We start from the raw sequence: 13,938 nt of genomic DNA, 5'->3' as shown, positions 1-13,938 counted from the left end.
TATGGGTGACCGGCACGACTACGTGGCCCTCGAATGGGTCAAGGGTGAAATTGCCGAAACGCTGAAACAGGCGCATCAGGCAATTGAAGCCGTGCTCGATGACCCGCAGGCCGCGCCGGGGCTGGATGAGTGTCTGGCCTATATCCATCAGGTGCACGGCAGTTTGCAGATGGTCGAGTTCTACGGCGCGGCGTTGCTGGCCGAAGAAATGGAGCATCTGGTCGAAGCCTTGCAGCAGGGGCGCGTCGCCCATCGCGACGAAGCCCTGCACTTGCTGCTGCAAGCCTTCGGGCAATTGCCGATCTATCTCGATCGGGTGCAGAGCGCCCGCCGCGATCTGCCGCTGGTGGTGCTGCCGCTGATCAACGATCTGCGCAGTGCCCGCGGCGACAGCCTGCTCTCGGAAACCAGCCTGTTCAGCCCGCCACTGCAGGACTTGCCGCCGTTGAGCGCAGAAGCCTTGGCCGCGCTGGAGCCGGCCGAGTGGCCCAACGTGCTGCGCAAGTTGCGCCAGATGCTGCAAATGGCGCTGGTCGGGTTGCTGCGCGAGCAGGATGACCAGACCCACCTCGAATACCTGGCGAAAGTCTTCCAGCGCCTCGAAGCGCTGAGCTTTGACGCGCCGTTGAGTCCGCTGTGGCAGGTCGCTTCAGCGCTGGTCGAAGGCATGCGCGAAGGTGCCATAGCCAACAGCCCGGCGTTGCGCAGCCTGTTCAAGGACGCCGACAAGGAACTCAAGCGCCTGCTCGAACAAGGCCCGCGCGGCCTTAATCAGCCGCCCCCGCCGGAGTTGCTGAAAAGCCTGCTGTTCTATATTGCCAAAGCCGAACATCCCACCGGGCAGATGCTGACCATGAAAGATCGCTACTCCCTGGACGACGCGTTGCCCGACAGCGCGATGGTCGACGAAGAACGCGCACGTCTGGCCGGCCCCGACCGCGATGCGATGCGCTCGGTGCTGGCGGCGCTGTGCGAAGAATTGGTGCGGGTCAAGGAACGCCTCGACCTGTTCGTCCGTAGCGACCGTCAGCACACCTCCGATCTGGAGAGTCTGCTGGCGCCGTTGCGGCAGATCGCCGACACCCTCGCGGTGCTCGGTTTCGGCCAGCCGCGCAAAGTCATCATCGATCAACTGGCGGTGGTGCTCAGCCTCGCTCAGGGCCAGCGCGAACCGAATGACGCGACCCTGATGGACGTTGCCGGCGCGCTGCTTTACGTCGAAGCCAACCTCGCCGGAATGGTCGGCACCGTCGAGCCGGAAAGCCCCGAAGACGCGCGCCTGCCGACCACCGACCTGACACAGATCCATCAGATCGTGATCAAGGAAGCACGCATCTGCCTGCAACAGGCCAAGGACATGATCGTCGATTACATCGACGCCGACTGGGATCGCCAGCAACTGCAGCCACTGCCGGAGTTGCTGACCCAGGTGCGCGGCGCGCTGGCGATGATTCCGCTGAGCCGGGCGGCGAGTCTGGTCGAGGCCTGCAACAGCTTCATCCGCGAACACCTGCTGCTCGATCCGCATCAGCCGGGCTGGCAGCAACTGGATAATCTGGCCGACGTCATCACCAGCCTCGAGTATTACCTCGAACGCCTGAGCGACGACCCGCAGGCGCCGAATGAGCAACTGCTGGATGTCGCACAGAAGAGCCTCGCCAGCCTGGGGTTCTTTCCACATGAACAACACGTACCGCTGCTCGACGATGTGCTCAGCCCCAGCGAAGCGCTGGTGATGCAGGATCTGCAGGCACTGGATGACCCCGAGACCGTGCAGTCGCTGGCCGATGTGCTGGCCAGCCCGGTGTCGGCGGTCAATCCGCCGGCCTTGATCACCCCCGGCAGCCTGATGCCGCCGCCGGTCGATGAAGAACCGGTGGACGATGAACTGCGCGAAGTATTCCTCGAAGAGACCGACGAGGTGCTCGAGGTTCTGCACGAATACCTGCCGCGCTGGACGGCCGACACCCATGATCGCGCCGCACTGACCGAACTGCGCCGCGCCTTTCACACCTTGAAGGGCAGCGGGCGCATGGTTCGTGCGCTGATCCTTGGCGAGCTGGCGTGGGCGGTGGAAAACCTGCTCAACCGCGTGCTGGAACACAGCGTAGAACCCGGCGCGCAGGTGCAGCAGTTGCTCACCGACACGGTGTTGCTGCTGCCGGAACTGATCAGCGAATTTGCCACGCACCGCCAGCGTCAGCGCAGCGATGTCGATCAACTGGCGGCCCGTGCGCATGCGCTGGCCAAAGGTGTCGAGCCGCTGGCAGCCGAAGACGTCGACGACGTGGCGGCCCTCGATCCGCTGTTGCTGGAGATCTTTCGCAACGAAGCCGAGACCCACCTCGCCAGCCTCAACCGCTTCCTCGATCAGGCTGCCGAGCATGTGCCGCTGCCGGCCAGCGACGAATTGCAGCGCGCCTTGCACACGCTCAAGGGCAGTGCCTCGATGGCCGGCGTGTTGCCGATTGCCGAACTGGCGGCGCCGCTGGATAAACTGGCGCGCGAGTTCAAGGCGCATCAGTTGCCGCTGGATCTCGATGAAGTAGAACTGCTGCTTGAAGCCGAAGGCCTGTTCCGCGTCGGTCTGCGCCAGCTCAAGCACGATCCGCTGGCACCGATTGTCGGTGCGCAGTCGCTGATCAAACGCACCGAAACGCTGCTGGCCGAACGCCTGGAGGCGATCCTCAACGCGCCGAACACCGGTTTGCGGATCAAGCGCGATCCGCAGTTGATCAACAACTTTCTCGCCCAGGGCATGGACATCCTGCTCGACGCCGAAAGCCTGTTGCAGCGCTGGCAGCAACACCCCGGCGAGCGTCAGGAACTCAGCGCGCTGCTCGATGAACTGACCACCCTTGGCGAAGGCGCACACCTCGCCGATCTGCTGCCGGTGGACGTGCTCTGCGAAGCCTTGCTCGACCTGTATGGCGCTGTCGAAGAAAGCAGCCTGGCGGTCAGCGACAGGTTTTTCCACGAGGCACAGAACGCCCACGAAGCGCTGATCAACATGCTCGACGAACTGGCCGCCGGACAGGAAATCACCCCACAGCCGCAGCGCATCCGCGCCTTGCACGAACTGCTCGATGAAAGCCTCGACCCGACGGCGATGGGGCTGATTCGCAGCGACGGCAGCAGGACCTTGAGCATCAGCGAACTGGGCGCCGCGACCGCCGAACTCGCCCACGCCAATGCCGAGACCGCACCCGACGACGAGATCGTCGAGATCTTCCTCGAAGAAGCGGTGGACATTCTCGACAGTGCCGGGCAAGCCCTGCAGCGCTGGTTGAGCGACCCGGACAACGCTGCGCCGCTGTCGTCGTTGCAGCGCGATCTGCACACCCTCAAGGGCGGCGCGCGGATGGCCGAAGTCGACGCCATCGGCGATCTGGCCCATGAGCTGGAAAGTCTTTACGAAGGTCTGGTGGATCGTCGCCACAGCTACAGTGAGCTGCTCGGACGCTTGCTGCACAAAAGCCACGACCGCTTGGCCCAGTTGCTTGAACAGTTGCACAACCATCAGCCACTGACCCCGGCGCAAGACTTGATCGAAGCGATCCGCCATTTCCGTCAGGGCCACTCCGGCAGTGCCGAAGCGGCACAGCCGACAGCTGAGCCCGACAGCGCCGCGCATGATCCGGAGCTGCTGGAAATCTTCCTCGAAGAAGGTTTCGACATCATTGAAAGCTCCGGCGCCGCGCTGTTGCGCTGGCAGGCCGAGCCGGGCAATCGTCAGGAAGTGGAAACCCTGCTGCGCGATCTGCACACCCTCAAGGGCGGCGCGCGGATGGTCGAGATCGGCCCGATCGGCGACCTCGCCCATGAACTCGAATACCTTTACGAAAGCCTCGCCACCGGCGTGCTGCAACCGTCCGCCGAGCTGTTCGCGCTGGTGCAGCGCGGGCATGACCGGCTGGCGCAGATGCTTGATGGCGTGCGCGCCGGGCAGCCATGCCCGCCGGCGGATCGGCTGATCAATGCGATCCAGAATTTCAGCCACCCGGCGACTCCTGACACACCGCCGCCGTTGCCGATTCCGGCCAAGACCGAGCCTGCGGTACCCGCCGCCGATGCCGGCGCAGACATGGTCAAGGTCTCCGCCGAACTGCTTGATGAGCTGGTCAATCTGGCCGGCGAAACCTCGATTTTCCGTGGACGTATCGAGCAGCAAGTCAGCGATGCACAAACCGCGCTGAACGAGATGGAAACCACCATCGAACGCATGCGCGATCAGTTGCGCCGGCTCGACACTGAAACCCAGGGACGGATTCTCAGCCGTCAGCAAGTCGATGCCGAACGCCTCGGTTACGAAGAATTCGATCCGCTGGAAATGGACCGCCATTCGCAGTTGCAGCAACTGTCGCGGGCGCTGTTCGAGTCTGCCTCCGACCTGCTCGATCTCAAGGAAACCCTCGAGCGCCGCAATCACGACGCCGAGAACCTGTTGCAGCAACAGGGGCGGATCAATACCGAATTGCAGGAAGGCCTGATGCGCACGCGCATGGTGCCGTTCGAGAGGATGCTGCCGCGCCTGAAACGCATCGTGCGGCAGGTCGCCGAAGAGCTGAACAAAGACGTCGCGTTCATCATCGGCAACGCCGAAGGCGAGATGGATCGCAACGTGCTGGAGCGCATGGCCGCGCCGCTGGAACACATGCTGCGCAACGCCGTCGACCACGGCCTGGAGTCGGCCGAAATGCGGTTGGCGGCAGGCAAACCGGCGCAGGGCACGATCACCCTCGACCTGACTCGCGAGGGCGGCGACATCGTTTTCGATATTCGCGACGATGGCGCCGGGGTGCCGCTGGAAGCGGTGCGGCGCAAGGCGATCAAGCGTGGCCTGCTCGCACCGGACGCCGAACTCAGCGACCGCGACGTGCTGCAATTCATCCTGCAGCCGGGCTTCTCCACGGCGGAAAAGATCACCCAGATTTCCGGACGCGGCGTCGGCATGGACGTGGTTCACGAAGAAGTCCGTCAGCTCGGCGGCACCATGAGCATCGACTCGGTGCCGGGGCAGGGCGTGCATTTTCGCATTCGTCTGCCGTTCACCGTGTCGGTCAACCGCGCGCTGATGGTGCAGTGCGGCGAGGATCAATACGCGATTCCGCTGAACACCATCGAAGGCATCGTCCGCGTGTTGCCGAATGATCTGGAAGCGCACTACCGCAACGATCCGCCGAGCTACCACTACGCCGGCCAGCGTTACGAACTGTGCTATCTGGGCGAGCTGCTGAAAACCGCGCCACGGCCGAAACTGCTCGGCCAGAGCCTGCCGTTGCCGGTGTTGCTGGTGCAGTGCAATGACCGGCACATCGCGGTGCAGGTCGATGCGATGGCCGGCACTCGCGAGATCGTGGTCAAGAGCCTCGGCCCGCAGTTCGCGGCAGTGCAGGGCGTGTCCGGGGCGACGATTCTTGGCGATGGCCGGGTGGTGCTGATTCTTGATCTACTCGCACCGATCCGCGCGATGCAGGCGCGGGTTGCACAGCGTCCGGCGCAGGCGGAAATCGACAGCGAACCGCAGAAGCCGTTGCTGGTGCTGGTGGTCGATGACTCGGTGACCGTGCGCAAGGTCACCAGCCGTTTGCTCGAACGCCACGGCATGAACGTGCTGACCGCCAAGGACGGCGTCGACGCCATGTTGCTGCTGGAAGAACACATGCCCGACCTGATGCTGCTCGACATCGAAATGCCGCGCATGGACGGTTTCGAAGTCGCCACCCAAGTGCGCAACGATGAGCGCCTGCAACACCTGCCGATCATCATGATCACCTCGCGCACCGGGCAGAAACACCGCGACCGCGCGATGGCCATCGGCGTCAACGACTACCTCGGCAAGCCGTATCAGGAATCGGTGCTGCTCGAAAGCATTGCCCACTGGAGCAAGAAACATGCATGAGCGCCGCCACAACGCGCGCACCAGCCAACTCACCGGCCTGCTGCTGCCGTTGGCCGATCGCAACCTGATCCTGCCCAACGTCGCCGTCGCCGAGCTGATCGACTACCAGGCCAGCGCCTTCGACCTCGACACTCCGCCGTGGTACCTGGGTCGGGTGAGCTGGCGAGAGCGGCAGATTCCGCTGCTGAGTTTCGAGTCGGCCTGCGGGCAGAAAATCGTCATCGGCGAACGCGCGCGGATCGTCATCCTCAACGCCCTCGGCGGCTTGCCGCAGCTGAAATTCATTGCGCTGCTGGTGCAGGGGATCCCGCGTTCGTACAAGCTCGACAGTCAGTTGAGTTATGTCGATGTGCCGCTGTGTGCGCTGGAGCAGGCGGCGGTGCAGGTCGGGGAGCAGGTGGCCAAGGTCCCGGATTTGTTGGGGTTGGAGCAGTTGTTGGTGGAGGCTGGGTTGGTTCACTGATCCTGCCTTTGTGGTGCTTTGACTGGCCTCATCGCTGGCAAGCCAGCTCCCACAGTGTCCACGTCGTATTCGGATTTTGTGAATCACCCAAAACCCTGTGGGAGCTGGCTTGCCAGCGATAGGGCCAGTTGAATCAGCAAATTCTTACAGGCAAATCTTCAATTTCTGCAGTGCAATAAACACCTTCCTGCACAACTGTTTAAAGACACTCAGTGTTACGCCTAATCCGCCTACAAATCCTTGCGCCGCTGCCTACGCATGCACCAGAATCCGCCGGCTTGTGCGCCCTAGACAGGCTGCGTAACTTGATCCCGTCACTGATTCCCAGTGATCGGGTTTAGCAGCCCGGCTAGTTGTCCGGTCGTACGAGTCTCATCCAGTCAGGTATTCGCCTGCGCTTGATGGTGGCTGTGCGCATGGCACCTTCGGGTGCGCCGGTATTGGATGACTACCGGTCTGCTAACTTGCGCGCAGCTGCCTCCCTATCGTTTAGCAGCGGGATGGTCGCAGCCTCAACAGAGGAAAGTCGTCCATGTTCAAAGTAACGCCAAATCCGCCGGTCACCGACACGGCATCCCCTTACGAAGCCCCCGAATCAAAGAAATTCCACGAAGCCGCCGAACGCGCGCTCGACCATTACCTCGGCCCGCCAAAACCCGACCTCATGGCCACGCCCTACACGCCCAACACGCTGTACATGGCCAACCCCGACGCCGACAGCGAATCCCTGCTGGCCGACGCCAGCGAATCCCTCGGCTCCGTTACGGTCATGCTCAACAATCATGCAGCGCTGGTGCAAGGCACGCACCGCAAGACCCTGCAAGGCATCGCCCAGGTGGTGATGGTGGCGGAGATGGCGGTAAATCGGGTGTTGGATAAGTTGGTGCCGACGAACTGAGAAGCGCAATGCCTTCCCCTGTAGGAGCTGCGGCACGCTGCGATCTTTTGATTTTGATTCTGAAAATCAAAAGATCGCAGCCTCGTTTCACTCGACAGCTCCTACAGGGATTTGGAGTGAGCACAGGGGAGTGAGCAACCCAGAACCCTGTAGGAGCTGCGGCACGCTGCGATCTTTTGATCTTGATTCTGAGGATCAAAAGATCGCAGCCTCGTTTCACTCGACAGCTTCTACAGGGATTTGGAGCGAGCACAGGGGAGTGAGCAACCCAGAACCCTGTAGGAGCTGCGGCACGCTGCGATCTTTTGATTTTGATTCTGAAAATCAAAAGATCGCAGCCTCGTTTCACTCGACAGCTCCTACAGGGATTTGGAGCGAGCACAGGGGAGTGAGCAACCCAGAACCCTGTAGGAGCTGCGGCACGCTGCGATCTTTTGATCTTGATTCTGAGGATCAAAAGATCGCAGCCTCGTTTCACTCGACAGCTCCTACAGGGGATTTGGGTTGTCACATAGTGGTTGAACAACCCAAAACCCTGTGGGAGCGAGCTTACTCGCGAAGGCGTCGTCAAACGTTACGCTCAGCGTAACGATCCACCACCGCGCTTGATTGATGCGCCCCGCTCACACGCCTAACTTGGCGCCACGACAGCGAACCCCGTGGAGTGAGCATGACAACAACAATTTCCCCCGACTCGCGCTGGACGCGGCGGCGTGACGAGAAGCAGCGGCGTCTCGACAAGGTGCGCGGGCTGGCCGACGGTGTGGTACTGCCAAGCGACAAGATCGTCGCCGCACTCGAAGCGTTGATCCATCCCGGCGACCGTGTGGTGCTGGAGGGCAACAACCAGAAACAGGCGGATTTCCTTTCCCGTTCGCTGGCCAAAGCCGATCCGGAAAAGCTGCATGATCTGCACATGATCATGCCCAGCGTCGGTCGCTCCGAGCATCTAGATCTGTTCGAACGCGGCATCGCCCGCAAGCTCGATTTCTCCTTCGCCGGCACCCAGAGCCTGCGCATCAGCCAGTTGCTCGAAGACGGCCTGCTGGAAATCGGCGCGATTCACACCTACATCGAACTCTACGCGCGGCTGGTGGTGGATCTGATCCCCAACGTCGTGCTCTCGGCCGGGTTCATGGCCGACCGTGCCGGCAATATCTACACCGGCCCCAGCACCGAAGACACCCCGGCACTGATCGAACCGGCGGCCTTCAGCGACGGGATCGTCATCGTTCAGGTCAACCAGTTGGTGGACGACGTCAGCCAACTGCCACGCGTGGACATCCCTGCCTCGTGGGTCGATTTCGTCGTGGTGGCCGACAAGCCGTTCTACATCGAACCGCTGTTCACCCGCGACCCACGGCACATCAAACCGGTGCACGTGTTGATGGCGATGATGGCGATTCGCGGGATCTACGAAAAACACAACGTGCAGTCGCTCAACCACGGCATCGGTTTCAACACCGCTGCCATCGAATTGATCCTGCCAACCTACGGCGAATCGCTTGGCCTCAAAGGCAAGATCTGCCGCAACTGGACGCTCAACCCGCACCCGACGCTGATCCCGGCGATCGAGAGCGGCTGGGTCGAAAGCGTACATTGCTTCGGCACCGAACTGGGCATGGAAAACTACATCGCCGCGCGCCCGGACGTGTTCTTCACCGGGCGCGACGGCTCGCTGCGTTCCAACCGGATGTTCTGCCAATTGGCGGGGCAGTACGCAGTGGATCTGTTTATTGGCGCGACCCTGCAGGTCGATGGCGACGGGCATTCCTCGACCGTGACCCGTGGCCGCCTCGCCGGTTTCGGCGGTGCGCCGAACATGGGCCACGACCCGCGTGGTCGCCGTCACGGCACCCCGGCGTGGCTCGACATGCGCCACGACGATTCGCAGCAACCGATGCTCGAACGCGGCAAGAAACTCGTGGTGCAAATGGTCGAGACCTTCCAGGAGGGCGGCAAACCGACCTTCGTCGAAACCCTCGACGCGGTGGAGGTGGCGAAGAAAAGCGGCATGCCGCTGGCGCCGATCATGATTTACGGCGACGACGTCACCCACCTGCTCACCGAGGAAGGCATCGCCTACCTGTACAAGGCGCGCTCGCTGGAAGAGCGTCAGGCGATGATCGCCGCGGTGGCCGGCGTCACCGCCATCGGTCTGCGCCACAACCCGAAAGACACCGAACGCATGCGCCGCGAAGGCCTGATCGCCTTGCCCGAAGACCTCGGCATCCGCCGCACCGACGCCAGCCGCGAACTGCTGGCGGCGAAAAGTGTGGCCGATCTGGTCGAGTGGTCCGGCGGCCTCTACAACCCGCCCGCCAAGTTCAGGAGCTGGTAATGCACGCACTCAACCTGCAAGCGAAACCCCTGAGCGTCAGCGAACATCTAGCCGATCTGGCGGTGGATGCGCTGATCGACGAAGCCGATCTGTCGCCGAAGCCGGCGCTGGTGGATCGGCGTGGCAATGGCGCGCACACCGATCTGCACCTGGGCCTGATGCACGCTTCGGCGTTGTCGTTGTGGCCGGCGTTCAAGGAAATGGCTGAAGCCGTAGTTGAAATCGGCGCAGTCGATTCAACGTTGCGCGAAGCGATTGGCCGCATCGGTCGCGAAGGCGAGCAAGCGATGCTCGCGACCACCAACGGTGTGAATACTCATCGCGGGGCGATCTGGGCCTTGGGCCTGTTGATCACCGCCGCTGCACTGGAACCCAAATCCTCCAGCGCCAACGCCGTTACCCTGCGCGCCGCACGTCTGGCCTTGCTGGATGATCGCTACGCACCAAAACCGCTGAGCCACGGCGCACAAGTCGCCCTGCGTTACGGCGCACGCGGCGCTCGGGAAGAAGCGCAACTCGGCTTTCCGTCCGTGCTGCAACGCGGCCTGCCGCAACTCAAACGCAGCCGCGCCAGCGGCCACGGCGAACAGAACGCCCGGCTCGATGCGCTGCTGGCGATCATGACCGATCTGGCCGACACCTGCGTGCTCTACCGCGCCGGTGAACAGGGCCTGCACGCTATGCAGCAAGGCGCGCAAGCGGTGCTCGACGCTGGCGGCAGCGCCAGCCTCAGCGGACGTCGGCGCCTGCACGAACTGGATCAACAACTCATCGCATTGAATGCCTCGCCCGGTGGCGCCGCCGACTTGCTCGCCGCCACGCTGCTGCTCGATCGAATCGAGCGCGACGGCATCCTTCAGGGAGCGTTTTGATGGAAACCTTATCCTTTGAATTCCCCGCCGGGCAGCCGCCACGCGGAAGGGCGCTGGTCGGTTGTGTCGGCTCGGGCGATCTGGAAGTGCTGATCGAACCGGGGCTGGCCGGCAAGCTGACGATCAATGTGCAGACCTCGGTCAACGGTGCGCAGCAGCGTTGGCAGCATCTGTTTGCGCGGATGTTCGACGGCACCACGCCACCGGCGATGGCCATCGACATCCACGATTTCGGCGCCACGCCGGGGGTGGTGCGTTTGCGCCTGGAACAAGGTTTCGAGGAGATCGGCCATGACTGACAGCGCAGCGCTGTTGCACAAGCACAGCTTCGTCGAACTCGGGGCGCGGCAACGGGCGAAAGCCTTGCTCGATGCCGGGACCTTCCGCGAATTGCTCGACCCGTTTCAACGGGTCATGTCGCCGTGGCTCGAACGCCAGGGCGTGGTGCCGCAAGCCGATGACGGCGTGGTGATTGCCAAGGGCAGCCTCGACGGTTTGCCGGTGGTGATCGCCGCCATCGAAGGCGCGTTTCAGGGCGGCAGCCTCGGCGAAGTCGGCGGAGCGAAGATTGCCGGCGCGCTGGAACTGGCCGCCGAAGACAATCGCAAAGGCATCCCGACCCGCGCCGTGTTGCTGCTGGAAACCGGTGGCGTGCGTTTGCAGGAAGCCAACCTCGGGCTGGCGGCGATTGCCGATATTCATGCGGCGATTGTCGACTTGCAGCAGTGCCAACCGGTGGTCGGTGTGGTCGCGGGCAGCGTCGGTTGCTTCGGCGGCATGTCGATTGCCGCTGCGTTGTGCAGCTATTTGCTGGTGACCCAGGAAGCACGTCTCGGTTTGAACGGGCCGCAGGTGATCGAGCAGGAAGCCGGGATCGAGGAATACGACTCCCGCGACCGGCCCTTCATCTGGAGCCTGACCGGTGGCGAGCAGCGTTTCGCCAGTGGTCTGGTGGATCGTTATGTCGCCGATGATGTGGCGCAGATCCGTCAGCAGGTCGGTGAATTGCTGCAGCAGGGTTTGCCCGCTAAGCCGCGCAGTCAGCGCGCCGATTGGTTCCTGCAACGTCTGGCGAGCCTGGACACCGATAAGCAAATCGAACCGTCGGTGGTTCGCGATCTGTATCAAGGAGAGCGCTCATGAGTGGTTATTCCGTGCGCGGTTTGAACTGGTTCAACGCCCTGAGCGCGGGCGCGAAAGCCGTAGAAGGTTTGCCGCCATCGTTGCAAGTGGCCGACGGCGAACTTGGACGCTTTATTGCGGTGGTCGCTGACCCCGACAACCGTTTCCCACGGGCTCGCAATGGCGAAGTCGGTTTGCTCGAAGGCTGGGGTCTGGCCAAGGCTGTAGATGACGCGATCACGGCGGATCGCGACAAAGCGCAGAAGCGCCCGATCATCGCCATCGTCGACGTCCCGAGCCAGGCTTACGGTCGTCGCGAAGAAGCCCTCGGCATTCATCAGGCCCTGGCCGGTGCGGCGAACAGTTATGCCCGCGCCCGTCTGGCCGGGCATCCGGTGATTGCACTGCTGGTGGGCAAGGCCATGTCCGGGGCGTTTCTGGCCCACGGTTATCAGGCCAACCGCTTGATTGCCCTGCGCGATCCCGGGGTGATGGTGCATGCGATGGGCAAAGCCTCGGCGGCGCGGGTGACCTTGCGCAGTGTCGAGGAACTGGAAGCACTGGCCGCCAGCGTGCCGCCGATGGCCTATGACATCGACAGCTACGCCAGCCTCGGTTTGCTTTGGGAAACCTTGTCGGTGCAGCAGATCGAGCAGCCGACGGCGGAGGATCTGGCGCGGGTGACCGAGTGCCTGAAACAGGCCATCGGCGATGTCTCCGGCACTGACTTGCGCAAGCGTCTCGGCGCGAAAAATCGAGCGGCCTCCAGCAAGGTTCGCGAACTGCTGAGGGCGCAGTGGTGAACAGCGTTCTCGCCCACGACTTGCTGTGGGGCATGATGCCTGAGCAGTTGCCGGCGGATGCGCCGCAGTGGGCAGTCGAGTCGCTGATCGCCGGGCAACCGGTGGTGGTGCGGCGGGCGTTGAGCGATGAGGGTTTTATCGCGGTCGGTGTGCGCGGCGTGTTGCGCGAGCAACGGTTGGCGGCGTTTATGGCGGTCGATTCGATTGCCTGTCGGGTCAGTCCCGAAGCGCTTTGTCATGTTGAGTGCGAGCGTGATCTGCCGGTCATGCACGCGCTCCGGCAACTGCGGCCAATGCTCGACGATTGCGGTTGGGTCTGGGGCATCAGCGGCAGTGTCGGGTTTGAATTGGCCAGTGGTTTTAGGGCGATGCACGCGGCCAGCGATCTCGATCTGATTCTGCGTACACCGCAGCTGATTACCCGCAATCAGGCACGCAAACTGGTCGCGGTTTTTGATCAAGCCGTGTGCCGGGTCGACATGCAATTGCAGACGCCGTTCGGTGCAGTCGCGTTGCGCGAATGGGCCAGCGGGTCTGCACGGGTGTTGCTGAAAAACGCCCATCAAGCGTGTCTGGTCGCTGACCCGTGGAACCCGCAGGAGCAGGCAGCGTGAGCAGCCTGTTGGTGTTCCCCGGCCAGGGTGCGCAACAACCGGGCATGCTCCAGCGTTTGCCTCGGGAGACCTTGACCGAGGCCAGCGACGTGCTCGGTGAAGATGTCGCGCTGCTCGATTCTGCCGATGCGTTGCGCAGCACCCGGGCGGTTCAGCTATGCCTGTTGATCGCCGGGGTCGCTGCCTCGCGGCAGTTGCTGCAGGACGAATTGGAAGCGGATTACGTCGCCGGTCTGTCCATCGGTGCCTACCCGGCAGCGGTGGTCGCCGAGGCCTTGAGCTTCAGCGATGCGCTGCATCTGGTCAGCCTGCGTGGCGAGTTGATGCAGCACGCTTATCCACAGGGCTTTGGCATGACCGCAATCATCGGCCTGCAATTATCCACCGTCGAAACGCTGCTGGCGCAGGTGCACAGCGCGGAGTCGCCGGTGTACCTGGCCAATATCAATGCCGATAACCAGGTGGTGATTGCCGGCAGCGACGCGGCGATGCAAGCGGTGGCGGAGCTGGCGCGCAGTCGTGGCGCCGGTCTGGCGAAACGCCTGGCGGTGAGCGTACCGTCGCACTGCCCGCTGCTGGAGGCACCGGCGCAAACCCTCGCCGAAGCCTTTGCCAAGGTTGCACTGAAGACCCCGAAAGTCGCCTACCTGAGCGGCAGTCGCGCGCGTCCGCTGATCAAACCTGAAGCCCTGCGTGACGACCTCGCTTTCAACATGTGCCGCGTGGTGGACTGGCGCGGCACCGTGCAAAGCGCTTACGAGCGCGGCGTACGTTTACAAATCGAACTGCCGCCCGGTGCGGTGCTGACCGGGCTGGCGCGCCGGGTGTTCGAATCGGGCACGGTCACTGCCTTTGACAGTGCGCGTCTGGACACCTTGCAGGCGCTGTTGCGAGAGGAGGGTGGCCGCCGACCATAAACCGCC

10 protein-coding genes are annotated in these 13,938 nt (G+C 63.0%); all 10 read left to right on the top strand.

Features of this window, described 5'->3' with window-relative positions; all coding sequences use genetic code 11:
* The first annotated feature begins 1 nt into the window (after position 1).
* The 10 genes from JN524_RS08370 to mdcH all read left to right on the top strand — a co-directional run bounded on the left by JN524_RS08370 (position 2) and on the right by mdcH (position 13,932).
* Positions 2–5,902: an Hpt domain-containing protein gene (locus tag JN524_RS08370; RefSeq protein ID WP_202369342.1), complete on the top strand. Its 5,901-nt coding sequence runs from the start codon at positions 2–4 to the stop codon at positions 5,900–5,902.
* Positions 5,895–6,365, top strand: a complete 471-nt coding sequence (locus tag JN524_RS08365; RefSeq protein WP_027610587.1) for a chemotaxis protein CheW — start codon at positions 5,895–5,897, stop codon at positions 6,363–6,365. Before JN524_RS08370 ends, JN524_RS08365 begins: the two co-directional genes overlap by 8 nt.
* 532 nt (positions 6,366–6,897) lie before the next feature.
* Entirely contained in the window at positions 6,898–7,263 is a 366-nt protein-coding gene (locus JN524_RS08360) for a DUF6124 family protein (protein ID WP_202369068.1), read from the top strand.
* A 670-nt stretch (positions 7,264–7,933) separates the two neighbouring features.
* Entirely contained in the window at positions 7,934–9,604 is a 1,671-nt protein-coding gene (gene mdcA, locus JN524_RS08355; protein ID WP_202369067.1) for a malonate decarboxylase subunit alpha, read from the top strand.
* Complete coding sequence (locus JN524_RS08350; protein WP_202369066.1) at positions 9,604–10,476, top strand: triphosphoribosyl-dephospho-CoA synthase; 873 nt, start codon at positions 9,604–9,606, stop codon at positions 10,474–10,476. Before mdcA ends, JN524_RS08350 begins: the two co-directional genes overlap by 1 nt.
* Positions 10,476–10,775: a malonate decarboxylase subunit delta gene (locus JN524_RS08345; protein ID WP_003229075.1), complete on the top strand. Its 300-nt coding sequence runs from the start codon at positions 10,476–10,478 to the stop codon at positions 10,773–10,775. The genes JN524_RS08350 and JN524_RS08345 overlap by 1 nt, the downstream gene beginning before the upstream one ends.
* Positions 10,768–11,619 (top strand): biotin-independent malonate decarboxylase subunit beta, encoded by an 852-nt coding sequence (locus JN524_RS08340; RefSeq protein WP_202369065.1) that lies wholly within the window; start codon positions 10,768–10,770, stop codon positions 11,617–11,619. The genes JN524_RS08345 and JN524_RS08340 overlap by 8 nt, the downstream gene beginning before the upstream one ends.
* Positions 11,616–12,401 carry a biotin-independent malonate decarboxylase subunit gamma gene (gene mdcE / locus JN524_RS08335; protein ID WP_202369064.1) on the top strand — a complete coding sequence of 262 codons (786 nt, stop codon included), beginning with the start codon at positions 11,616–11,618 and terminating at the stop codon, positions 12,399–12,401. The genes JN524_RS08340 and mdcE overlap by 4 nt, the downstream gene beginning before the upstream one ends.
* Complete coding sequence (locus JN524_RS08330; protein WP_202369063.1) at positions 12,395–13,015, top strand: malonate decarboxylase holo-ACP synthase; 621 nt, start codon at positions 12,395–12,397, stop codon at positions 13,013–13,015. Before mdcE ends, JN524_RS08330 begins: the two co-directional genes overlap by 7 nt.
* A complete protein-coding gene (mdcH, locus tag JN524_RS08325) occupies positions 13,012–13,932 on the top strand; it encodes a malonate decarboxylase subunit epsilon (RefSeq protein WP_202369062.1) in 921 nt (306 codons plus the stop codon). The genes JN524_RS08330 and mdcH overlap by 4 nt, the downstream gene beginning before the upstream one ends.
* The last annotated feature ends 6 nt before the right edge of the window (positions 13,933–13,938 follow it).

The sequence above is a fragment of the Pseudomonas sp. MWU318 genome (assembly GCF_016756945.1).
GTDB lineage: Bacteria > Pseudomonadota > Gammaproteobacteria > Pseudomonadales > Pseudomonadaceae > Aquipseudomonas > Aquipseudomonas putida_A.
Note: the sequence above shows the minus strand (reverse complement) of the source record. Positions and strands in the feature narration are given on the sequence as shown.

Coding starts and splice junctions, on each gene's coding strand:
- JN524_RS08370 (WP_202369342.1), top strand. CDS start 2: ATGGGTGACCGGCACGACTACGTGGCCCTCGAATGGGTCAAGGGTGAA.
- JN524_RS08365 (WP_027610587.1), top strand. CDS start 5,895: ATGCATGAGCGCCGCCACAACGCGCGCACCAGCCAACTCACCGGCCTG.
- JN524_RS08360 (WP_202369068.1), top strand. CDS start 6,898: ATGTTCAAAGTAACGCCAAATCCGCCGGTCACCGACACGGCATCCCCT.
- mdcA (WP_202369067.1), top strand. CDS start 7,934: ATGACAACAACAATTTCCCCCGACTCGCGCTGGACGCGGCGGCGTGAC.
- JN524_RS08350 (WP_202369066.1), top strand. CDS start 9,604: ATGCACGCACTCAACCTGCAAGCGAAACCCCTGAGCGTCAGCGAACAT.
- JN524_RS08345 (WP_003229075.1), top strand. CDS start 10,476: ATGGAAACCTTATCCTTTGAATTCCCCGCCGGGCAGCCGCCACGCGGA.
- JN524_RS08340 (WP_202369065.1), top strand. CDS start 10,768: ATGACTGACAGCGCAGCGCTGTTGCACAAGCACAGCTTCGTCGAACTC.
- mdcE (WP_202369064.1), top strand. CDS start 11,616: ATGAGTGGTTATTCCGTGCGCGGTTTGAACTGGTTCAACGCCCTGAGC.